At 62.1% G+C, this 21,952-nt stretch carries 15 protein-coding genes and 1 pseudogene; 9 read left to right on the top strand and 7 right to left on the bottom strand.

Going from position 1 to position 21,952, the window contains the following annotated elements; genetic code table 11:
• Window positions 1-30: 30 nt before the first annotated feature.
• A pseudogene (locus tag ACOIX3_RS37820) lies at window positions 31-210 on the top strand (transposase); the annotation flags it as partial.
• A gap of 348 nt (window positions 211-558) precedes the next feature.
• On the opposite strand, the gene ACOIX3_RS37815 reads toward ACOIX3_RS37820, so the two are convergent.
• A complete protein-coding gene (locus ACOIX3_RS37815; RefSeq protein WP_420967071.1) occupies window positions 559-975 on the bottom strand; it encodes a hypothetical protein in 417 nt (138 codons plus the stop codon).
• Window positions 976-1,342: 367 nt separating this feature from the next.
• Between ACOIX3_RS37815 and ACOIX3_RS37810 the strand changes: the two genes are divergently transcribed.
• The 4 genes from ACOIX3_RS37810 to ACOIX3_RS37795 all read left to right on the top strand — a co-directional run bounded on the left by ACOIX3_RS37810 (window position 1,343) and on the right by ACOIX3_RS37795 (window position 4,865).
• Complete coding sequence (locus ACOIX3_RS37810) at window positions 1,343-1,981, top strand: recombinase family protein (RefSeq protein WP_420967070.1); 639 nt, start codon at window positions 1,343-1,345, stop codon at window positions 1,979-1,981.
• A gap of 122 nt (window positions 1,982-2,103) precedes the next feature.
• Complete coding sequence (locus tag ACOIX3_RS37805; RefSeq protein WP_420967069.1) at window positions 2,104-2,616, top strand: DUF488 family protein; 513 nt, start codon at window positions 2,104-2,106, stop codon at window positions 2,614-2,616.
• Window positions 2,537-3,316 (top strand): hypothetical protein, encoded by a 780-nt coding sequence (locus ACOIX3_RS37800; protein ID WP_420967068.1) that lies wholly within the window; start codon window positions 2,537-2,539, stop codon window positions 3,314-3,316. The genes ACOIX3_RS37805 and ACOIX3_RS37800 overlap by 80 nt, the downstream gene beginning before the upstream one ends.
• 1,138 nt (window positions 3,317-4,454) lie before the next feature.
• Window positions 4,455-4,865, top strand: a complete 411-nt coding sequence (locus ACOIX3_RS37795; RefSeq protein WP_420967066.1) for a hypothetical protein — start codon at window positions 4,455-4,457, stop codon at window positions 4,863-4,865.
• 187 nt (window positions 4,866-5,052) lie between these two features.
• Here the strand turns inward: ACOIX3_RS37795 and ACOIX3_RS37790 are convergent, their stop codons facing one another.
• Both ACOIX3_RS37790 and ACOIX3_RS37785 read right to left on the bottom strand, forming a co-directional pair.
• On the bottom strand, window positions 5,053-7,563 hold the full coding sequence (locus ACOIX3_RS37790) for an Ig-like domain-containing protein (protein ID WP_420967065.1): 2,511 nt from the start codon (window positions 7,561-7,563) through the stop codon (window positions 5,053-5,055).
• Between the two features lie 403 nt (window positions 7,564-7,966).
• A complete protein-coding gene (locus ACOIX3_RS37785; protein WP_420967064.1) occupies window positions 7,967-9,913 on the bottom strand; it encodes a winged helix-turn-helix domain-containing tetratricopeptide repeat protein in 1,947 nt (648 codons plus the stop codon).
• On the opposite strand from ACOIX3_RS37785, the gene ACOIX3_RS37780 reads away from it, so the two are divergent.
• A complete protein-coding gene (locus ACOIX3_RS37780; RefSeq protein ID WP_420967063.1) occupies window positions 9,912-10,571 on the top strand; it encodes a peroxiredoxin in 660 nt (219 codons plus the stop codon). The genes ACOIX3_RS37785 and ACOIX3_RS37780 overlap by 2 nt on opposite strands.
• 130 nt (window positions 10,572-10,701) lie before the next feature.
• Window positions 10,702-13,812 carry an autotransporter outer membrane beta-barrel domain-containing protein gene (locus ACOIX3_RS37775; protein ID WP_420967062.1) on the top strand — a complete coding sequence of 1,037 codons (3,111 nt, stop codon included), beginning with the start codon at window positions 10,702-10,704 and terminating at the stop codon, window positions 13,810-13,812.
• A 451-nt stretch (window positions 13,813-14,263) separates the two neighbouring features.
• On the opposite strand, the gene ACOIX3_RS37770 is transcribed toward ACOIX3_RS37775, so the two are convergent.
• From ACOIX3_RS37770 to ACOIX3_RS37760, 3 genes are all read right to left on the bottom strand, one after another.
• Window positions 14,264-15,067: a hypothetical protein gene (locus ACOIX3_RS37770; protein WP_420967061.1), complete on the bottom strand. Its 804-nt coding sequence runs from the start codon at window positions 15,065-15,067 to the stop codon at window positions 14,264-14,266.
• A complete protein-coding gene (locus ACOIX3_RS37765) occupies window positions 15,048-17,249 on the bottom strand; it encodes an AAA family ATPase (protein WP_420967060.1) in 2,202 nt (733 codons plus the stop codon). The genes ACOIX3_RS37770 and ACOIX3_RS37765 overlap by 20 nt, the downstream gene beginning before the upstream one ends.
• A gap of 86 nt (window positions 17,250-17,335) precedes the next feature.
• A complete protein-coding gene (locus ACOIX3_RS37760) occupies window positions 17,336-18,979 on the bottom strand; it encodes a hypothetical protein (RefSeq protein WP_420967059.1) in 1,644 nt (547 codons plus the stop codon).
• Window positions 18,980-19,759: 780 nt separating this feature from the next.
• Between ACOIX3_RS37760 and ACOIX3_RS37755 the strand changes: the two genes are divergently transcribed.
• On the top strand, window positions 19,760-19,969 hold the full coding sequence (locus tag ACOIX3_RS37755) for a DUF2945 domain-containing protein (RefSeq protein WP_420967058.1): 210 nt from the start codon (window positions 19,760-19,762) through the stop codon (window positions 19,967-19,969).
• Window positions 19,962-20,525, top strand: coding sequence for a DUF488 family protein (locus ACOIX3_RS37750; RefSeq protein ID WP_420967057.1), 564 nt, complete (start codon window positions 19,962-19,964; stop codon window positions 20,523-20,525). Before ACOIX3_RS37755 ends, ACOIX3_RS37750 begins: the two co-directional genes overlap by 8 nt.
• 75 nt (window positions 20,526-20,600) lie before the next feature.
• On the opposite strand, the gene ACOIX3_RS37745 is transcribed toward ACOIX3_RS37750, so the two are convergent.
• The gene (locus ACOIX3_RS37745) at window positions 20,601-21,833 is read right to left on the bottom strand and encodes a hypothetical protein (protein ID WP_420967056.1); all 1,233 of its coding nucleotides are present in this window, start codon (window positions 21,831-21,833) and stop codon (window positions 20,601-20,603) included.
• Window positions 21,834-21,952 lie beyond the last annotated feature (119 nt).

The following is a 21,952-nucleotide window of genomic DNA, read 5'->3' as shown; positions in this document are numbered from 1 at the left end:
TTCAAGCTTCCAAACTGGCGGGCTCGAATCATGCTCTACGAACTGGCCGATCATGAATGGGTTGCCATCAAGCCTTGGCGTGATCTGCCCGACATCTTTGGTCCGTACACCACCTGCTACAACCGCTTTGTTCGTTGGCGGCGGGCTGGCGTTTGGGGCCGCATCATCGACGCGCTTGCCGCTGCCCATGACGCCGCTGTTCAGATGATATTCCGTACGACACTAGGGTACGAAAGGCGCTTCGCGATCTGGGAAAAGGTGCTCATGATCATCATTATCGCGACTACATGATCTCCGTTCTATCCTTGAAGCCAGCTTTCGACGAAAGGCTTCGGAAGCGCGGGCTGTCGGCTCAAAGCTTGGGAGCGGACGATATGACGCAAGCCCTATTCGAGATGAGGGCGCTCGATAAGTGGCTGATGCTCTGTGGAGGCTTTAATCCAAGCCGAATGGAAAGAGATATTGTCGCATCTCTATAGGAGGGCCGCTACGGGAGAAAAATCGGCGGACCGTTATGTGCAGAAGGCACGATGTGCTTCGTGACTAGATGCGCGCTGATCAGTCCTTCACGCCACGACGTGCATAATCGCGCCGTATCTTTGCGTCCCATTCGGCGCTTGTTTTTACAGCCGCTTCATTGGATTCCTTTAAACGCAGCCATTCATCCTGTTCATTCAGCGCGTTGATCTGATCTTCGCGGCTGGGCTCACCATGTTGAGGAGGTAGCGGAACATTGCCCCACTTTGTAACCTCAGCCGCAAATTCGGCGCATCTTTCTATCGCTCCCTTGAGTTCGCATCCGGTGTACAATTTCGTTGGCCTTCTCGGAGCAAACATCACGAGCACTGGAAAGAACACGGCGACAGCCATCAACCCGGTTGTCATTCTCGGCGACATCCCGCGAAATATTGCTTCGCCTATCGCTTTCACATGGCCGACCGTTTCGGTTGCTGTTGGTTTGCGGCTACGTGGCATCGGCGTCTTCCCGTCAGGCATAGCGGCTCTATTAGCGGGAGCATAGTTGCGGGTCGGTGAACTGGTCTCCTTGCTGAGGACTCTAGTTCTTCATTCGACTTTTCGACGTTTCCAGTTGCAGCGCGGTGCTTGCGTCGCGGGGACCTTGGTATCGACCGGGTGGTCGCCATCATCGCCGACGTGGTTGATGCGGTGCGGTTCGCGTCGAGCGCGAGGCTATCGCCCGCGCGGCCGCGTCCCAGAGCCGTCCGGAAGGGTATGCCCCTGCGGACAAGTAGGGTGACCTCAAAAGAGTATCCGTTAGGGTTGACTTCGCCTAGCGGACACGATAAACAACGGACATCACCCTAACGGACAGTGGGCGTCCATGGCCACGATCTTGTACGCGCGAGTTTCCACCGCCGACCAGACCGTCGAGCATCAACGGACAGGGGCGGAGGCCGCAGGCTTCAAGATCGACCGGGTCGTCGCTGACCATGGCGTCTCGGGGATAAGCACTCACCTCGCGGAACGTCCTGAGGGCAAGCGCCTCTTCGACATCCTCCGCAGCGGCGACGTCCTTGTCGTTCGCTGGATCGACCGCCTCGGGCGCAATTACGGGGATGTGTGCGACACCATCAGGGAGTTCATGCGGCGGGGCGTCGTCATCCGCACGGTGATCAACGGGCTCACCTTCGACGGTGCAACCAAGGACCCCATGCAGCAGGCCGTCAGAGACGCGCTCATTGCTTTCATGGCCGCCACCGCACAGGCCAACGCCGAGGCCGTCAAGGAAGCGCAGCGGGGTGGCATCGCCCTCGCTAGGGCGACAGCGGGTGAGACGAAATACCGGGGACGGAAACCGACGTTCGACAAGGATCGACTCGAAATGGTCCGCAACATGCTTGATCGGTCGGCAGGCGTCGGCCAGATCGCTGCAGCGACGGGGCTGAGCCGACAGACGATCTATCGCATCAAAGAAGACCCGGCCGGAGCCGAGGCGGCGCTGCGGAATTGGGCCGCTTAGGCCGCCAATTCCTAGTACATCTGCCTTGCCCGACCTGTGTTTTTTGCATCTGCTCAGTCACCGGCGTAATGGGTCGTTTACTTTTGCTAAACCAAGATGAACCCGAAACGGGGATGATTTGGATGACGACGCTGTACACCATCGGCTACGAAGGCACCGACATCGACCGCTTCGTGGCCACGTTGAAAAGCGTCAAGGTGCAGCTCTTGGCCGATGTCCGCGCCGTGCCGATCTCCCGGAAGAAGGGGTTCTCGAAGAACAAGCTCCGCGACCGCATTGAGCAAGAGGGCATCCGGTACGTTCACCTCTCGGCGCTCGGCGACCCGAAGCCGGGACGGGATGCCGCAAGGGCGGGGCACTTCGACAAGTTCCGGAAAATATACGGTAAGCATCTCGCCCAGAGCGAACCGCAGCAGTGCCTCCAAGAGCTGGCCCAGCTCGTAGACAGTCAGGCCACCTGCTTGATGTGCTTTGAACGTGATCCCAGTGAATGCCACAGGTTGATTGTTGCAACGGCACTACCGACTCAGGTCACTATGTTCCACCTTTTCGGTGATGAACCTGATCGCTATGTCCGTAACGCCACAAAGCTCCCGAGCAGTCGTTCTGGTCAAGGCGCTGCCGCAGCCCAGTAGAACCTACGGGGAAACCGTCTGCTGTGCTGGTGTGACCGCTGAGGGCCATTGGAAGCGGCTCTTCCCGGTACGCTTTCGGCACCTTCGCGGCGACAGCAGTTTCTCCCGCTGGAATTGGGTCAAATTCTCCTATCGACCCCCGACACGGGATAAGCGAGGCGAGAGCTGTCACGTCTACGAAGATAGCATCACCATCGACGGCCAGTTGCCACAAGACGAGCGGACGCGGCTGCTTACGCCGCTCATCACCGGTTCAGCGAAAGAGGCAATGGCACTTGGCAAATCGCTAACCCTCATTCGGCCTCGAAACACGAAGTTCATCGCGAAACGCAAGTCGGCGGCCGACCTTGCCGAGGAGCGAGAAGCATACAAACTCGCCGCTCAGCAGACCTCCATCTTCGACAAGGAGCTAGCGGAGCTTGAGCCGTCCCCATTCGATTTCAGGTTTCAGTTCGAAGACGACGACGGTCGCCACGACTACCAAAATGGCGATTGGGAAACGCATGCGATGTTCTGGCGATGGCGTGCTGAATACGGCGAGGCCGGCGGGCTGGATCGGATGCGAGCTATCTACGACGAACAGTATCCCAGCAAGGGCATGGTATTCGCACTCGGAAACCAAGCCAAGAGGCCGCAGACTTGGCAGCTACTCGGGGTAATCCGGCTTGACGAGTTAGTTCAAACCGACCTTTTCGGATGAGCGTGAATATGGTCCGTTGAGTTGGTGGATACGTAAGCGAGTGCCCGACATGTGAAGACCCACCGAAGAGTCTCTTCGGTGGGTCCTTATGGCGACGGTGTCTCCGGTTAGTGCACTAGCGCGTGCGCTAAAATGGCCGCTGCTAATGCGAGATTACCAACGTCCACCCGAATATTGAGGGTGGTAGTCATTTTCTTCCATCCTTTCGATTTGTAGGGCCGTGGCCACGACCCGAAGTAATCGAAGGTGACATCACCTAGGTTCAACGCGGAGCCGTTTTTTCCAGATGTACCGGCCGCGTATCGATCCGCTGGCTGGCTCTAGCGCCCGATGTGCTCAGGGGCGGTCGGCGGCTCTAGCACACCGGAACCGGCTGCTCTACTGCAAAGAAGTGTCCGGATTGCTGACCTACCTGAGCGTGATCTGCAAATTGCTATGACGCCTCTCTTAACGGCCGAGATCGGCCAGCCTGCGGATACTGCCCGGTGGGACATTGCATGGAGAACGCCATGAGATTCAATGGGACCCTCTGGTGTCCCATTTCCATTTAACGTACTGAATACATGAGATTATTTCGACCCGCCCCTGGGCACCATGATGCCTTCCGTGGGCTTCCGTTTCTGTCCCCAGCCATAACCTCCTTATATCCCAAGCGTTTTTATCCGCCTGTTCCGTCGACGTCCGTCTCCCGTCCCACGCTCTGTTGGTAGCTGCGGATAACGTTGTTGGTGGATTGAGGAATTGCCGCAACAGCAAGCCCCGGGAGAAACCCTTCAAGTTAAGTGATGCTGGCGGCTTGTTTCCTCTCGTTGAGAAAAATGGATCGCGACCCACTCTCAATTTGGCGGACTCTGCTGGTGTTCGCGGACAGTTCGTTGGAATTGACCTGCCACCGAATTTTCATCCAGCGGCCGTTAGAGTCTCGGATGACCATCTGGGGGAAATACGCCGCGGCAGGTCACCATCAAACCAGCAAAGGCTCATGATCGCCATTCTTCAGGCCGGTGGCACGACATGAGGACGTTGCGCCGGAGCAGGTGGTGCCTCCCGAAACCGTCGCTCTAATTCCAGAGCGTTGAACCCTCACACTCGTGGGCGAACTAAATCTTGGAGGCGCACTCGTGCGGTGGCTGGACAGATGAATCCGAAAATCGCCCACGTGATCATCATTTCGCGCTCTGAAGAAGAACGCGGCAGGCTCGATGAGAGCACCCGCAAGATACTTCATTTCAGCGATCCTGCCTGGGAATACACATCGTTTCGCTGCGATACCCTGCAGGAAGCCGCGACGATGGCCAAGGACATGGCGCGAGTCGATATCTTTTATATTGCGCAGCAAGCCAAGTCCGAATCCATTCCGTACGAAAAGCACGGGCTCCAACTGGACCAGGAGATCCTGGGGGAGTTGATGAGTGATCATCCGAGCAAACCGGTCGTCAGTTATGAGAGCCCTGATCGGCCGAACAAGCTCGCGAAAGCGATCCTTGCGCTTTGGCGTGACCGCAACAATGGGACGCCTGACAAGGGACGGCGGATCCATAGTCGCTAACCGCAACCGCCCGTTCGCCCAAGTTAGCTAAAATTGCCGCGCCGCTATCGCTCACCTTCGTCACTGCGAACACTAGCGTCAGGTCTGCAACCGCGACAGCACAATCCGGAAAACCGCGTCGCAGTTTTCCGGATCGTGCTTTAGTTGGACGAAGAATGTCGCGCCTTGCCGAGGTCTCGTGGCGGACCTACACGACAAAATTGTAGTTGTGACTATCAAACGCCAGTTGGAACGGGCCGTTGTCCGCGATCGGGATGCTGAAGACCCCGGTCGAACCGGTGAGGTGGATTGGGGTGTTGATGAGATCGTTCACAACGGAAGGCAGGTTGTTGAGAAGGTAGAGATCGGCGCCAACATTGACCCCCACCGAGGTTTTGTCCTCCAATGTCGCGTCAGGTGTCAGGGACAGGCTGAAGGTGACATTGCCGTCGGGACCGGCCAGCTTCGACGCATTGGGGATCGTGATGTCCTGCCCCACGACGAACGACTGCGTCGAGCCGTCGGCGAAATGGAATGTGCCGTCGAGGTGCTGGGCTTGAAGTGCGAAGCTTTGCTGCAAGTTGGCGCCGACGTTGGCGAAGGCCTGCAGGATCGCAAAGCCGTTGGGATCGTTGAGCGGGGGGCCTAGAACGCCCTCGATCGGTCCGAAGACAACAGGGTTTTCGGCCGCAGCCCAGCGAAGCAGATCAAGATCGAACTGGATGAAGTTGTTGCTGGCCGCATTGCCGGTGATCGTATCGCCGGCCTGTGTGGTGCTCGTGGCCGATAACAGGGGCCAGGCCGCATAGATATATCCGATCGGCGCCAAGGGGTCGGGGCCTACCGGAATCTTGTAGTGGGTTGTGTCGGAGTCGGTGATGCTGCCGCCTCCGTACGTATTCCCAGGGATCAGGCTGGCCGAACTGCTCTGGACATCAAACGGATACGAAAAGCCAAGGCCAAGGGTATCTATCAGGCTTCCACCAAGCGACAACGTGTCGTTCAAGTCGAACAGCGCGCCCAGGGTGAAGCTTCCGCCTGGACCTGTCGTGGTGAAGCTCGCGCCCGATTTCAGCGCGTCACTGGTGTGGATGAGAAGTGTATCGGTGGTCGTGTTGTAGGTGGTGTCGACAGTGACGTCGAACGGCAGATGCGCGGTGATGGTGCCGCCGTTGATGTTGAATGTGTCGGTCAGGCCGGCCTTGAATGTCCCTGTCGAGGAGAAATCGACCCCCAAAGCTCCAGCCGATGCATTCAGACTAAGATCTGCTCCCAAAAACAGGTCTTTTGAGGCCGAAAAACTGCTGCCCGTGTTCCAGATACTGTCGTTCGCCAGAGTCTGGAACTGCGGTGTCTCGTCATTGTGCTGGAACTTGATCCCGATGGTCTGATCATAGGTTCCCGTGGCCGTCGTCGCCGTCGCTTCGGTCTCGGCCGCGGTCGCCGTGACCGCCAGGTTGTCGCTCAGCGAGGTGCCCGCCGGCATCAGCAGATCGACCTCGTCGGAAAAAGTATCCAGATTGTGGGTCGAGAGGTTGATCACGTGGCTGCTATCGATCCCGGTCTTGGCTGCGACCAGCCCGCCGCTGTCGCCGATGATCGTGGTGCCGTCCGTGACGTCCCCGCTCAGGTTCAGCATGATGTTCGAAAGGAAATCCGAACCCTGGTTCACCGTCCCGTGGTCGCCGGAGTGGGACGTAATCAGCAGGCGGACCTCGTTGATCGGGTCACCACTGTGCGGTGTCAGCACTGACACGTTCACCGTGGGCTTGTCCGCCACCGGCGTTGCGTTCACTGTGACGAAGCTTGTGACTTCACCGCCGAAATTGTCTTTCACACTGACCTGGAACGCATCCTGGTTGCCGGTCAGAACGCCGTCGACCAGGTGATCGAGTATCGTCGGAGTATAGGTCAGGCTCCTGCCGTCCGGAGAGATTGAGACGGTGCCATATTGCGGTCCTTCGACGCCGATGCCGATCTTGTCGATCGTCAAAACGGCGCCCTTGTTGAGGTCGGTCGCAAGATTGCTTGCGCCAATGGTGATCGATACGTCTTCCGGCGTCGTCACCGTGTCGGGCTGGGCGGTGGGAGCATAAGGCGCGACCGCCTCGAGCTTCTGCCCAACGCTGAGGGTCCTTACGCCCAAGGTACCGGTTTCACCGCTTGGATGCAGATCGTCGATCGACAGGTTGTGCGCGCTGTCGCTCAGGACGAAGCTTTCGGAATGGATATCTTTATGGTCGCCGCCGATACCTGCGGTCCCGAATTCCATTCCAACGTCAAACCGCGACACCCCGAGCCCATTGAGGTTGACGCCATTCGTCAGGTTGCCGACCGCACCCGTGCCGGTCACGAACTGCGTGATGTCGAGGCTATCGCTGACCGACAGGCTTGACAGTTTGCTGGACGTAAAATCGAAAAACAGACCAGACAGGTCAGCCGACGAAGTGGTCGCCAGATTGAAGTCCAAGTTGCCGTTGTCCTCGACAACATTGACGGTCACGCCTGGTGAGCCGGGCAACGTGAAAGTGATGCTGCGGGCGTGAACGACGTCGCTGGCGGCCGGGCTGTGCAGCAAGCTGCTGATCAATGGGTTGTTGGGAGCGCTAAAAGAATACAGTGCCGCGGGGCTCGTAATGTCAGTCGGGTTGCTGTCCGGGGCCCAGTACCAGAATTCTATATCGTCTGTCGTATCATGTGGTTTCTTGAATAAAGGCATGACAAATCCCTTCCCCGCCGAACTCGCCGCTCGCGAGCACGGGCAGATAAGTTGTGACCGATCGAGCGGCACAATTGCCGCTGGCCTCAAAGACTGGAGTGCCGCTCGCCGCAGCACCTAAATGTTTATTGATGCGCCAGCCGTTGCGTCAGTTTGAATTATTGAAGCGGCGGGCAAATCCCCCCTAACGAGTTCGATGGTACCTTCTGTTGGTTTTCGGAACAACGTCAAAGTCGCGGTAGCGCCGAGCCGACAGGTCACCATCCAGCTCAGTGCTGCCGTAGCCAACAAGCCGTCCGCACGAAGGCTCGTCCCGGCGTAGCCCGAAGGGCGAAGCCGGATGGTTCGATCCCGCCCCTGCGTACCAACCCGGTCAAAGGTATGAACGTCCAGCACCGCCATCTCAGTGCTGCGGTGCGTGTGCGTGACGCGGCAAATCCCGAGCCTTGCCTGTCGGACAAGCCTTGCCTGTCGGAATCGCAGGGAAAACCGCTGCACGATTTTCTGGATCGTGCCCCAGAAAATTCAGTCGGATAATCCTGCGGCACTCATTCCGGCAATCCGGCTCGCCGCAGTCCTTCGCCGTATCGCCAGGCATCGTCCGGACGCCGGTAGGTCCGTAGATGGCCTCCAGGTTGGACACGCGCTCATTGGGATTGATCTGCAGCAGCCGGGCCACGGTCCTTTGCGCCGGCTCCAATTGTCCGGCAAAGGCATCCGCCGATGCGCCGATGCGCAAAGCCGGCAGCAGCTTCGGCGTGCCCCGCAGCGCCGTGTTGGCCCACGACGACGCCTCCTCGTAGCGGCCGGCAAAGAAATGAGCGTGCGCCATCGCCGCCTGCATCAGCGGCATCAGCGGATCGACCGGGCTGAGGCGCATCGCGTAAGCGAGGTGCGTGACGGCGGCCTCCGGCTCGCCCATCCAGCTCTTGATGAAACCGGCGAAATAGGACGCCCACATCAGGTTCGGATTGACCTGAAGGGCATGATCGATGCAGGCCGCGCCGGTGTCGAGATCGCGGACGACATAGGCCAGCGCGCCCGCCCCGGTCGCCAGCGCCAGCGCGTCATCGCTGCCCAGGCGGATCGCATGGCGGGCCAACCGATCGGTCTCGGCGATGTCCCGCGCGAGATCGTCCGTCGGCCATCGGTTCGTTCTGTCCTTGACGTAGCAATAAGCGGCCATGCCATAGGCGGACGCGAATTCCGGATCGAGCTCGATTGCCCGCTTGAACAGCTGCAAGGCCTCGACATTGGCCTCGCGGATGGTGAACCGGTAGATGGCGGCGGTGCCGCGCAGATAATATTCGTAGGCGCCGAGGCTTTCGGTTGGCTTGCGCTTGGCGCGCTCGATCGCGGAGTGCTCCAGCTTGGGTACCAGGAGCCCCACGACCTGCCGGGCGATCCTGTCCTGCAAATCGAACACATCCTCGAGCGCGCCATCGAACCGGTCTGCCCATCGATGCGCGCCGGTTGACGCATCGATGAGCTGTGCGGTGATGCGCACGCGGTCGGCCGATCTGCGCACGCTGCCCTCGAGGACGAAGCTAACCCCCAGCTCGCGGCCGATCTGCTTCACGTCGACGGAGCGGCCCTTGTAGGTAAAGCTGGAATTGCGCGCGATGACCAACAGGGAGCGAAAGCGCGACAGCGTCGTGATGATCTCCTCGACGACGCCATCAGCGAAATATTCCTGTTGCGGGTCGCCGCTCATGTTCTGAAACGGCATGACCGCGACGGCCGGCTGGACCGGAAGCGGAAGCGTTTCGGTCGGAGCGGGAGAATCCGCGGCTGGCGCCCCAGCGGCGGAAGCCGGCGTGGTGAGGCTCAGCGGGCCGACAAACCGATAGCCGTATTTCGGCAAGGTTACGATCCAGCCTTCGCCGCCCGGCTCTTCGCCAAACGCCCGGCGCAATGCCGCAATCTGGACCGGAAGATTGCTCTCCTCGACGACGAGGCCGCCCCAGGCCGATTCAATCAGCGTGTCTTTCGAGACCGGGCGTCCGGCGCGCTCGACCAGCACGCGCAGCACGGCGATGGCGCGCTGGCCGAGCGAAACGGGAGCGCCGCCGCGAAACAGGATCGCGGCGTCCGCATCCAACCGGAACGGTCCGATGATGTAGCTCATGGCCATGGCGTGATGCTTAAGAACTTTTTCAGAACGACACCATGACTTTCGGTAGAGCCGGGCGCAGATATCAACGATCCCGATTGTGGGATGTCGTTCGAGCTGAATTTGGATAGCAAAATCAATTGGGTGAAGCTCGCGACGCCATCGGCGCGAGCTCGCCTCGAGGTCTTCGGCCCGCAATACCCCGGCACCGAAGAACCACACAAGGAGATGCACCATGGCACTCGCGCTCAATGATATCGCCCCGGATTTCGAGGCCCAAACGACCGAGGGCAAGATCGGCTTCCACGCCTGGATTGGCGATTCCTGGGCGGTGCTGTTCTCGCATCCGAAGGACTTCACGCCGGTTTGCACCACCGAGCTCGGCTACATGGCCAAGATCAAGCCGGAGTTCGACAAGCGTGGCGTCAAGATCATCGGCCTCTCGGTCGATGCGGTGGACCGCCATGCCGGCTGGGCCGCGGACATCAAGGAGACGCAAGGTCACGCGCCGAACTATCCGATGATCGGTGACACCGACTACAGCGTTTCGAAGCTCTACGGCATGCTGCCGGCGGCCGTCTCCGGTGATCCCTTGAAGCGCACCCCGGCCGACAATCAGACGGTGCGCAACGTGTTCGTGATCGGGCCCGACAAGAAGGTCAAGCTGATCCTGGTCTATCCGATGACCACCGGCCGCAACTTCGACGAGGTGCTGCGCGTCATCGACAGCCTGCAAATGACCGCGAAGCACAAGGTCGCGACGCCCGTGAACTGGAAGCAGGGCGATGACGTGATCATCGCGGGGTCGGTGTCCGACGAGGACGCCAGGAAGACTTACCCCGAAGGCTGGAAGGCGCCGAAGCCCTACATTCGCATCGTGCCGCAGCCGCGCTGACGCCGCTGAATGAGGATGCCTGACGGATACTTTCCATCCATCAGGTGCGATCGACGCCCATCAGTGGTGCGCGCTTGACGAATCCAAGATCACGGCCCGGGAACGTGGGCACCAAATTGCAGATGGGGCAATGCAGCAACAGTTTCAACAATCGCGAGCGACGCTCAGGCGCGCGCTGCTCGCCGGGACGGCCTTCTCGGGGACCTTCGCCGCCGTGATTGCCGGCGATCCAGGTAGTGCACTTGCCGCTTGCACTGTCACAGCGTTACCAAATTCCGTCACCTGCGATACCACGGCGACAATCCTCACGACAAACGTCGACGGGGCATCGACGACGTCGAACGCCTACACGCAGCTGTTCAATTTGCGCGGCGCAGTGGGCACGGTCAATGCCGGCCAGACGATCAGCGGCAACGGGCTCTGGATCACCACGACCCAGTCCGGAGCTCCCATCACCTTCAGCAACAACGGCGCGGTGACGGGGGCCGGAAACGGGCTCACTCTCAATTCCAGCGGTGGAGACATCGCTTACTCGGGCAATGGCAGTGCCAGCTCAACCTCGGGCTTCGGCCTCTCCATTGACACAACAATCGCTGGTGGTAGCGGCGCCATCGCGGTCGGCACCAGCGGCGCGCCCGTCACGGCAAGCTTTTCCGGCGTGACCGCCCTGCGGACACAAGCGGGTACCAGCGCGATCGATGTCTTCCTGAATGGCGGCAGCCTCACGACGACAGACGGCAACGGGACCGGCTTGCTGCTGAATTCCAGCGGCAACGTCTCCGCCACGCTGACCGGTAACACGACAATCGCGAATGCCAGCGGCTCCCCCGGCGCCGCCGGTAACGCGTTCGCCATCGTCGCTTTTGGCAGTGGCATCAACGTCACGTCGAACGCCAATATCGGCACCGCCGGCGCTGCGTTCAATTATGGCATTTTCGCAAACGGAGGAGGTGCCGGAATCGGAAGCGTGAGCGTGTCGCAGACCGGTGGCACGATCTTCGCGGCGACGGTCGGCATCGATGCGTCGATCCTCAACCGGACAAATGCCAGCGACCTCACGGTCGTGGTGAACGGCAACATCGTTTCCAATATAGATGGCGTTTCTGCCGGTACGCTCGGAACCGGCAACGCGCATATCTCGGTCGGCGCCGGTGCCACCGTGCAGGGCACGACCGAAGCCGGCCTATTGCTAGCCGGCGGTAGCGGCGGCGCCAACACGGTCACGAACAACGGCGCGATCAGCGGCGCGACCGGTCTCGAGACGAGAACCGGCCGCTTCACGGTGACGAATGCGGGCAGCATCACCGGCACGGGTGGCACCGCCGTGACCCTCGGCGGCGCCAACAATCTCTTCATCATGAGCGGACCGGCGGCGGCGCTGACCGGCCAGGCGGTCGGCAGCGGCACGGATACGTTCCAGTTCGCCGGCTCCGGCAGCAACAGCTTCGACGCCAGCCAGATCGGCGCGGGCTGGACACTGCTCGACAAGACCGGATCGTCGAACTGGACACTCACGGGCACGTCGACTTACGCGGGACCGGTGACGGTCGATGGCGGCACGCTGTCGGTGAACGGCAATCTCGCCTCGGCGGCGAGCCTGACTGTGAACAGCGGCGGCACGCTCGGCGGCACCGGCACGGTCGGCTCGACGCTGATCAATGGCGGGACCCTTTCGCCGGGCAATTCGATCGGCACGCTCACCGTGAGCGGGAGCCTGACTTTGACCGCGGCTTCGACCTATCTGGTGCAGGTGTCGGGCAGCAGCGCCGACAAGACCGTCGTTACCGGCGCGGCGGCACTCGCCGGCAAGGTGGTGGTGGATCCGCTGGTGCGCCTTGCGGCGACGACGACCTACACGATCGTGACGGCGGGCGCCGTGAGCGGAAGGTTCTCCAGCGTCGATTTCCTCACCGCCAGCAGTTTCGCGCGCAACGCACGGCTCAGTTATGTCGGCAACGACGTGCTGCTGACGCTCGACCCCGGTCTGCTGTCGCCGTCGCTGCCGGGCAACGCCAATATCAATCAGCGGAACGTCGCGGCAGGAATCGACAACGCGCTGACCGGCGGCGGCACCTTGCCGGCCGGCTTTAACGCTCTGTTCGCGCTGTCGGGTGCCCCGCTGCTCAGTGCGCTGACGCAGGCCTCGGGCGAGACCGCGACCGGCACGCAGCAGACCACGTTCGACGCGATGAACCTGTTCATGGGCGTGCTGACCGATCCGTTCGTGGCCGGGCGGGGCGATCCCGTCACTTCGCCAGGCGGTGGTGCGACGGGCTATGCGGCTGATGACAGCGATACGCTCGCTTACGCCGGTGCCCGCCGGCGCTCGGGTGCCGAGCGCGATGCCTATGCCGCCGTCTATCGCAAGGCGCCGCCCGCGCAAGTCGATGCGCCGCGCTGGAGCGTGTGGGCCGCGGGCTTCGGCGGCTCGCGGACCACCGACGGCAATGGAGCGCTCGGCTCCAACGCCGCCACCAGCCGCATCGCCGGCGGAACGGCCGGCGCCGATTACTGGTTCTCACCCTCCACCGTTGCGGGCTTTGCGCTGGCCGGCGGCGGCACCAGCTTCAGCGTCGCGAACGGCGGCACTGGCCGCTCCGATCTGTTCCAGGCCGGCGCATTCGTCCGGCACAATTCGGGCCCGGCCTATGTCACCGGCGCGCTGGCCTATGGCTGGCAGGACGTCACCACCGACCGCACCGTCACGGTTGCGGGGGCCGATCATCTGCAGGCGCGTTTCAACGCCAATGCCTACTCCGGCCGGCTCGAAGGTGGTTACCGCTTCGTGGCGCCGTGGGCCGGCAATGTCGGTCTCACGCCTTACGTCGCCGGCCAGTTCACCAGGTTCGATCTGCCGGCCTATGCGGAGCAGGCGATCACCGGCAGCAACCTCTTCGCGCTGAGCTACGCCTCGAAAAGCGTCACCGCCACACGCAGCGAACTCGGCGTGCGTGGCGACAGGTCGTTCGCGTTGAACGAGGCGATCCTCACCCTGCGTGGCCGCGCCGCATGGGCGCACGACTTCAACGCCGATCGCAATGTCGCGGCGACCTTCCAGGCGCTGCCCGGTGCAAGCTTCGTGGTCAACGGCGCTGCGCAGGCGCACGATGCCGCGCTCACCACCGCTTCGGCGGAGATGACGTGGCGCAACGGCTGGTCCGCTGCCGCGACGTTCGAAGGCGAGTTCTCGAGCGTCACGCGCAGCTACGCCGGCAAGGGTGTGGCGAGGTATCAATGGTAACGCCCGGCGAGGCAGCAACGGTATTACGGTGACAGTGCACAAAATAATTACAGTGGCCGTGCCGGCGAACGCGCTGTGAACGTGGTTATTGGTGCACTGTCACCGCAATGGCGGAATAGGGGTCCGGAGCGGTGCTCATGCCGACATTCCCTGGCATGCGGCCACGCGTGGGCGATCGTTCGCCGCGGCGAACCGGTGCAGTTTCAATTGTGGGTATTTTTCGGCCGCAATCGCAAACCGGAGGTCCCGCCAAGACGCGTGGTTACACGATTTCTGAATAATAGAATAATGCCACTGAGTTGCCCGACGTGTCAAGCCGCTGTTCGAGCAGCGCGCGGCTGCCCCCTACTTTGCATGGGGTTGTTTTGCGATATTTTGGCAGGGCTCACCTTCGAAGCAGAGTTCTTCAAGGTAGCCGCGGGCCAAAACCTGCCCGTCCATTGATGTGGACCTACCGATAGTCCTTGTTGTCGATCACCTTGCCGTCCTTGCCTCCACCGGCGTCGGTCGGCATGCATTCGACCTGCACAAGGTCGGGATAGAGCTCCCAGGTTCGCACCAGGAATTTCTTGCGGATGCCGTAGGAGGTGATGATGCAGCGGTTCAGCACCGGGCTGACCGCGGCGGCGACGTAGCCGGGATAGAACAGCGCACCATGATGGAGGATGCTCCAGATCTCATTGAACCAGGTCGAACGCACCCGGAAGGTCACCGTGTTCTGATCGGTGCAGGGCAGGGTCTCGCAACCGTAGACCTCGTGGGTCTCGAGGCCGTCGGTTTGCGAGCTCGAGAGATTCTGCGAGTTGGAGAGATACAACTGCTCGTCGTGTCGCACGGTGGCAAGGTACCAGGGCAAGGTCGCCGCGACCGTCACCGTGCCGTAGACGATGTAGCAGGCCGCGATCGTCGCCAGGATCATCATTCCGCCGCGGGCCTTGCTGAATTCCGGATCGCCATAGGCGTCCTTGGCGTAGACGCAGCGCGCCCAGAGCGCGCGATAGCGGGCGAACGCCCATCGCACGAAGCGGTAGAGCCGCCAGGTGACCGGCGCGATCAATGTCAGGTAGATCCACCCGCACGAACGCACGAATTGCGACCAGAACCGGCCGAGCATGCTCAGCTCGCGGTGGGCGCGTCCGAGGTCGGACTGGTCATAGGACTTCTTGGCCTCATAGGCCTTGGTCTTGAAGTCGGACAGCGTCTTGTCGATGCCGTCCAGCAACGCGTCGGCGTCGTCATGCGGCTTTTCGGTCATGGGGCATCCAGCTCGACGTGAAGTTGCGGCTCGTGGCATCGAAGCCGATGTCGAGCGTGCCGCCGAAGGCGCCGTCCGCCATCGTCTTCTCGACGATCATGGCCTCGATGCGCTTGATGCGGCCCGGCAGGCCGCGCGCGCCGATCTCGGGCGAATAGGTCTTGTCGCAGAACTCCCGCAGCTGGGCCTCGGGGAAGCGCACCTCGATGGATTGCGCGGCGTAGAAGGCGTTGATGCGTGAGATCTCGCGGAACACGATCTTCTCGATCGTGTCCATGTTGAGCTTGTGGAACAGGATGATGTTCTCGCGTCCCTCGAAGCGGTTCAGGAATTCCGTCCGGAAGGCCTTCTTCAGGTCGCGGATGGTGAGTTCGTAGGCCTCTTCCTGGGTCAGGTCGCCGGGACCGGTACCGACCCGTAGCGCATGGTCCGCGCCGATGTTGGTGGTCATCGGCATCACCACGTCGCCGAACTCGACCTTGCGGCCCAGATTGTCGCGGCAGCGGCCGTCGTCGAGGATGTTGAGGCAGATGTTGAAGATGTCGGGATGGGCCTTCTCGATCTCGTCCCACAGCATGACCTGATACGGATTGGCCCGCACCGAGTTGGTCATCTCGCCGCCGGCCGCGAAGCCGTCATAGCCCGGAGGCGCGCCGATCAGCTTGGTGACGTCGTTCTTCTCCATGAATTCGCCCATGTCGTAGCGGTTCAACGCCTTGTCGGTGTCGAACAAGGCCTCCGCCAACCCCTTGGCGACCTCGGTCTTGCCGACGCCGCTGGCGCCGCAGAACAGGAACGGCAGCGGCCTGTCGGTGCGCCGTCCCCGCCGCCAGACCTTGACGGCACGATCGACGTGATCGAGCACCGCGTCCTGACCGAACACGCGCCGCTTCAGCGAGCCGTGGAGATTGAGCAGCTTGACGGCGTCGTTCTGCTTGAGCTTGGAGGCATCAATGCCGGAGATCAGCGAGAATTCATCGATCACCATCGCTGCGGTGAACAGCAGCCGATCGTTGATCTCCCTGGTGACCGCCTTGTATTTCACCCGATTTTCGTCGACGGCGGCCTGGGTCCGCGCGATGTCGCCGCGCAGCTGGAGGATCTCGGGCGTCGCATAGCCGGATGCCCTGGCGATCAGATCGAAGTCGGCATCGCTCGCCGAGGCCTTGCCGGCGGGCTCGTCGAGGTGCCGCTTCTTTTCTTCTTCCTCGAGCCCGCGTAGCTGGGCCTCCATATGCGCGATCGACTTCTCGCCCTCGCGTTGCGCCGCATAGTAGCCCTTGATCCTGGCCTGGTATTCGGCGAACTCGGCCTTGTGGCGCGCGATCGCGGCGCGCACGGCGGCGGCTTTTTCCTCGTTTCCGGAAGCCGGCCCGCCGGCCGTAAGACGCGCGAGCTCCGCCTCCAGCTCCGCGAGCAGCGGCGGCGTCGAATGCGCCCGCAGCAAATAGCGCGCCATGCCGCGATCGAGCAGGGTGCGGGTGCGCGCCGGCTGCGCCGCAGTCAGCCCGGTGTCGAGCGAACGATACTTGCTCGACATGTCGATGGCGGCCTTGACCGCCGCCGGATCGATCCGGACCTCGTAGTTCTCCTCGAGATCCCTCGCGCCATGCAGCGCGATCTCCTCGAGCTCGGCGCCGACCGGCTCGGTCAGATCCATCAGCGTGAAGTGATCGCGGAAGTCGGAATGGCACTTGAGGACCTGCGTCAGGTCGGCCTCGCGCACCTCGAGGAAGACCTGCGTCTTCTTCGCCTTCACCATCGCCGTCAACGCATTGACGATGTGCATCAGCCCGCTGTTGCGCAGCGCATCGATCAGATCGAGCGTGTCCTCGACAATCAGAACGCTATCGGGGGTGCGGTTCAGGATGGCGAATATCGCCTTGAACTGCTTGACGATCGCGTCGTTGTCGCCGAGGCCGAACAGGCCATCGGTGTCGAGCCAGAACAGCCGCTTGTTGACGATGTCGAACGGCGCGTCGGGGTCGGCCTTGCGCGCCTGCAGGGCCAGCGCCAGCGTGGTGATGCCGACGCCGCTCGGACCGGAGACGATCACGCTGTTGGCTTCCATCCGCGTCAGGATAGTGCACAGCTCCTCGAACTTCTCCGCGCGGCCAACCAGCTTGAAGTTCTTCCGGCTGGCGAGCTTGTCGCTGCCGGTGATCAGGAAGTTGTCGGCCATTTGCGATGTCCATCAGTCAGGCTTGCGGTCAATCAGGCTTGCAGGTGCGGAAGGCCGGACCGGCAGCGCCGGTCCGGGTCGGGGCCTCAGATCTGCCCGAAGGTGATTTCCTTGTCGTCGACCGGTTTCGGCGCCGCGGCAGCGGCCGCCGCGCCGGGATCCTTGGCGTCCATGCCGATGCTCTCCTGCAGCCGCGCCCGTACGGTGGCGGTGACATCGTTGAGCTCGCCGAGCCGGCTCTGGATGTTGGACAGCCCGTCTTCGCGCAGCTTGTTGGCGGCCTGCAGAGATTCGGCGATGTTCGACATCGACTCGACCTTCTCCATGATGCGCTTGGATTGCTCGTCGACCTGCAGCGCCTGGCGGATCACCTCCTTGTTGGCGACGTCGTCGGTCACCGCATTCATCGCCCGCATCGAATCGCGCACGCTCTCCGAGGCCTCGTTGAGCGCCGAGTTGTTGAGCGCCTGAATGGTGGTGTTCAGGCTGGTGGCGACACTCGCGATACCGTCGCTGGACAGTTCACGCAGGTTGACGTTCTGCTTGCCGAGGGCGTCGTGGAAGGTGTTGGCGTCGACCGCATCCTTCTCGAGATCGGCCACGGTCTTCTTGGTGCCGCGCCCGCTGTCGAGCAGGGCGGTGACGTGACGCTCGAAATCGTTTTTCTTGCGCTCGCGCTCGAGACGGGCGAGCGTATCCTCGCCCTCTTTCGCGGTCGACAGCGCCTGCACCTTGTCCTTGTTCGCCGCGCAGGCGAGGTCGATGCCCTTGTCGAGAATCGCAACCACCGTGATCATCTGCGAGTTGATCTTGACCAGCTTGTCGGCTTGGCCCTCGATCCCTCCGAGTTCGTCGCGCAGTTCCGAGACCGTGACCTGCGACTTGTCGATGTAGTCGAGCGCCGCCTTGATGATGCCTTCGACGCGCTTGACGTGCTCGGGACCGGAGATGTCGAGCATCTTGCGGACCTGGTCCTTCTCGGCCTTGAACTTGCCCTGCTTGGCGTCGCGCTCGGCCTTCTCCACGATGATCGCCTGCGCCTTGTCGCGGCAGGTCTTGAGGTCATCGATCCGCTTGGCGATCAGCAGCTCCTTGGCGGCGATTTCGGCCTGGGCGGATTTCTTGATGCCGCCGAACAGGCCGGTCTGCGTCTTCAGCTTGGCGATGTCGCGCTCGAGCATCTCCTTGTCGGAGGTGATCTGCCGCGCTTCGGATTCGACACCCGACGTGCGGCGGTCCCAATCGGCCTCGCGCTTGCGATCCTCCTCGATCTCCGCGAAGGTATCCAGCACGACATTGTCGCCGGCGGTGCGCAGCGTGTAGAGCGCATCGAGATTGTCGACCAGCGGCCGGATCATCTCGCGGAAGTCGAGAACGCCCTTGTTCATGTCCGCGAAGGTCTGCTTCATCTTGGCGAAGACGGTCGTCGACGACAGCTCGATCAGCTTGCGCTGCATCAGCGTGCGCTGCTGCGCCAGATATTCCTTGTAGGCCTCGAGCTGCTTGATCGACGCCTTGCACTCCTCGGCAAGGTCCGGCGAGAGCAGGGTACCGATCTGGCGGCTGCGCTCTTCCGGCGCGGCTTCGGGATTGAAGACGATCTTGGCCACGGGATTGGCGGTGATGTCGACCGGCGCGGCCTGCGTCGCCTGCTTCGGCGCCATCCGCGCCTTGATGGCTTCGTTGACGGCGGTCGATTCCGCGAGTTTCGGGGATGCAGAGGTAGACATTGCAGTCGTCTCCAGGTCTGGCGACTCCGAAAAGGAGCCGCATGGGCGGCGCAGGCGTCAGGCTGCGTCGCGGGAAATCGTCCTTAGGGGGCTTGCATCAAAATCCGGCTGGCGCCGACGCTAGATGCGACTCCTTAGCCGCACAACCATAGGGAGGCTCAATTTCGACCGTCAACCAAACGAAATCGTGACATTCTTTACGCATCGTTCTGCGCTTGCTGTAAGTTTCAGCCCGGAAGGAAGCTCATTGTTTTTCAATCGGCGTTTTGTCCCTTCATGACCGGCTGGCTCGATCGAGCCTGGGCGGGAGGCCGGTCCCGAAATAGGGTCCTTCACATTCGTCGCATCAGGTGGCCCTTAGGTTGAGGTCCGCAAGGTTCGCACGACGATTTGAACTCGAAGCTGTTGTGCGACTAAGAACGCGCACGCGTGTGAAGTCCAAACCCTTGAACTTCCTCCTGAAACGCCTCTCGCCATGACGAAGCCGTCCTTGACCCGGTGTTCGCAGGCGGGAGCTCCGGCCGGTTCCAGCCTCATCATTCTCGGCAAAATATTATGCTGCGATTTCAATAACATAAGTTCTGAATGGCGCGCCGTCCTTCGCCCGCGGCGCAACAGACCCCGAGCCGCTTTGGCCAAAGGGGATCAGAGCCCGCGCGGCAACTGGCTGACGATTTGCAGGTCGGTGATCTTGTCGTCTTCGGCGAGCATGGTCAGGTTGAGTCCGATATTTGCCAGGCCAAATCATCGGACGCGCCCGACCAAGCCGGAGGTTGCGAGATGGCCAGACGATTCAAGGTCGGCGATCACGTCAGATGGAATTCCGAGGCCGGCCGGGTCTCGGGCACCATCATCGCGGTTCACACCCGCGATTTCGACTACAAGGGGCACATGCACCGGGCTTCGGAGGCCGATCCGCAATACGAGATCAAGAGCGACAAGACCGATCACGTCGCCGCGCACAAGGGCAGCGCGCTCCATCATGCCTAGCAAAGGCACGGCGCTGCCGTTCTTCACGATCGGCCATTCCAACCGCAGTCTCGAGGATTTCATCGCCCTCCTCACTGCGGCGAGGATCGACCGCGTCGTCGACATCAGAACGGTGCCGCGGTCGCGCACCAATCCGCAGTTCAACAAGGACACGCTCCCCGATCCGCTGGCGGCCGCCGGCATCTCCTATGAGCATCTGGCCGATCTCGGCGGGCTGCGCGGCAAGGCGCGAGGCGTGCCGCCTTCAGTCAACGGATTCTGGAGTAACGAGAGTTTTCACAACTACGCCGACTATGCGCTGTCGCCGCAGTTTCACGCGAGCCTGCAGTATTTGCGCGACGAGGGCCACGGGCTGCGCTGCGCCATCATGTGCTCGGAAGCCGTATGGTGGCGCTGCCACCGCCGCATCGTCGCCGACTATCTCATGGCGTCCGGCGAGACCGTCGTCCACATCATGGGGGAGGGCCGCCTCGAGCCCGCCCGCCTCACCGAAGGCGCCGTCGTGCAGGGCGATGGCACGGTGGTCTATCCGGCGACGGGGCAACTGGATTTATGAGCGGGTGGCGAAGCCTGCGGCGGTCCGCGCCGCGCGCGGTACGGCACCTGGCGTAGTCATGCCAACGGCACGCGATCAGGCTGCCTGTTTCGGCGTCCAGACGCCTGCCGGCACCGGCTCGGCGGGCAACAGATTGGCGCCGGCGGCGCCCGCGATCGACATCGTGATCTCGTGGATGTCCTGCACCGACCGCTGCATCGAGAAGCGCGGATAGAGCTCGCGCATCGTGGTGGCGGTGGCCGCCTGCGCGGCGGCGGGATCGGCCAGCAGCGCCTCGACGGCGGCGGCGACGCTTGTCGCGTCCTGGCCGAAGCTGTAGCGGGCGAGATGCGGCATCTCCGCGGCCGAGAAGCGGTTGGCGTCGAACACCGGCACGGTGCCGGCGCCGAGCGCGAAGAACACCCGATCGTGTACCGACAGGTCGATGTTGGGATTGAGCGAGACCGCGGCGAGATAGCTGCCGAGGCCTTCGCGCATCGCATCGAAGGTCATCGCACCGAGCACGCGGGCCGGGCGTCCGCTGACGTCGAGATCGCTCCAGCCGCCGCCGATGAAATCGACCGGATAGTCGGCGAGCACCGCGCCCACCTCGCGGGTGCGCACCCCTCTGGTGTAGTTGTCGAGCCGGGTCAGGATCACGTTGAACAGGTCGCCGCCCGGCTTGAGATAAACGAGATGCTGTTCGGCGACGTCGACGATGATCTTTGGAAACGCGCCGCAGGTCTTGCCGCGCGCCTCGGCGATCGCATCGAACAGCAGCGCGAACAGTTTTGGCGGCATCGTCTTGCGCCAGCCGCGCTCGAGCGCCAGCGGATTCCAGCCGGATTTGGCGAAGATCAGCCGGCCGTTGCGCTGCTCGGGCGGCAGGCCGCCGAAGAAGCCGGGATCGGGGATGCCCATATGGGTCGCGAACACGGCGCCGTTGGCGCCCAGGTGATCGCGGTTGAACGCGGCGTGGTCCGGAAACACGTAGCCATGCGCGGCATAGCGGCTCTCGAGCCCGTGCCGCTTGGCGAAATAGCAGGGGTGGTCGCAGAACCAGGTGAAGACGGGGATCTGGGCGACGTCCCAGAACAGCTTGCCGTCCTTGGTGTGGATATCGAGCCCGATGCCGGAGAAGCCGAGCGCCATCGTCTCGGTCTTTCGCGGCAACAGCGCATTGAGCCGGGCCGAGAAATCCGGCGCCAGCAGGTCGAGCATCTTGACCTCATGCCCGAGCCGGTCGAGCTCGGCGGCGGCCATCGCGAGGATGCCGCGCAGCGAATCATAGGTCGTGTTGCTGGAATACAGGACGCAGATTACGGACATCGGGCCCCCGCGCATGATGCTGTTGCTGCGCGCGCGGGTAAACCCAGCGCCTCGCATGCTGTCAGTTGAACGGCCGAGCCCGCTGTTCCGGGCACGAAATTATCGCGGTCTTAACCAAA

Origin of the sequence: Bradyrhizobium sp. B120 (assembly GCF_049075665.1) — a bacterium.
Classification (GTDB): domain Bacteria; phylum Pseudomonadota; class Alphaproteobacteria; order Rhizobiales; family Xanthobacteraceae; genus Bradyrhizobium.
The sequence above is the reverse complement of the archived record's forward strand: the minus strand, read 5'-3'. Positions and strand labels throughout refer to the sequence as shown.

Excerpts from the sequence above, each read along its gene's own strand:
- ACOIX3_RS37745 (WP_420967056.1), bottom strand. The coding sequence starts at position 21,833 with ATGTCCGTAATCTGCGTCCTGTATTCCAGCAACACGACCTATGATTCG.
- ACOIX3_RS37760 (WP_420967059.1), bottom strand. The coding sequence starts at position 18,979 with ATGTCTACCTCTGCATCCCCGAAACTCGCGGAATCGACCGCCGTCAAC.
- ACOIX3_RS37790 (WP_420967065.1), bottom strand. The coding sequence starts at position 7,563 with ATGCCTTTATTCAAGAAACCACATGATACGACAGACGATATAGAATTC.
- ACOIX3_RS37800 (WP_420967068.1), top strand. The coding sequence starts at position 2,537 with ATGAACCTGATCGCTATGTCCGTAACGCCACAAAGCTCCCGAGCAGTC.
- ACOIX3_RS37815 (WP_420967071.1), bottom strand. The coding sequence starts at position 975 with ATGCCACGTAGCCGCAAACCAACAGCAACCGAAACGGTCGGCCATGTG.
- ACOIX3_RS37795 (WP_420967066.1), top strand. The coding sequence starts at position 4,455 with ATGAATCCGAAAATCGCCCACGTGATCATCATTTCGCGCTCTGAAGAA.
- ACOIX3_RS37770 (WP_420967061.1), bottom strand. The coding sequence starts at position 15,067 with ATGACCGAAAAGCCGCATGACGACGCCGACGCGTTGCTGGACGGCATC.
- ACOIX3_RS37780 (WP_420967063.1), top strand. The coding sequence starts at position 9,912 with ATGGCACTCGCGCTCAATGATATCGCCCCGGATTTCGAGGCCCAAACG.
- ACOIX3_RS37755 (WP_420967058.1), top strand. The coding sequence starts at position 19,760 with ATGGCCAGACGATTCAAGGTCGGCGATCACGTCAGATGGAATTCCGAG.
- ACOIX3_RS37775 (WP_420967062.1), top strand. The coding sequence starts at position 10,702 with ATGCAGCAACAGTTTCAACAATCGCGAGCGACGCTCAGGCGCGCGCTG.
- ACOIX3_RS37805 (WP_420967069.1), top strand. The coding sequence starts at position 2,104 with ATGACGACGCTGTACACCATCGGCTACGAAGGCACCGACATCGACCGC.
- ACOIX3_RS37750 (WP_420967057.1), top strand. The coding sequence starts at position 19,962 with ATGCCTAGCAAAGGCACGGCGCTGCCGTTCTTCACGATCGGCCATTCC.
- ACOIX3_RS37810 (WP_420967070.1), top strand. The coding sequence starts at position 1,343 with ATGGCCACGATCTTGTACGCGCGAGTTTCCACCGCCGACCAGACCGTC.
- ACOIX3_RS37765 (WP_420967060.1), bottom strand. The coding sequence starts at position 17,249 with ATGGCCGACAACTTCCTGATCACCGGCAGCGACAAGCTCGCCAGCCGG.
- ACOIX3_RS37785 (WP_420967064.1), bottom strand. The coding sequence starts at position 9,913 with ATGGTGCATCTCCTTGTGTGGTTCTTCGGTGCCGGGGTATTGCGGGCC.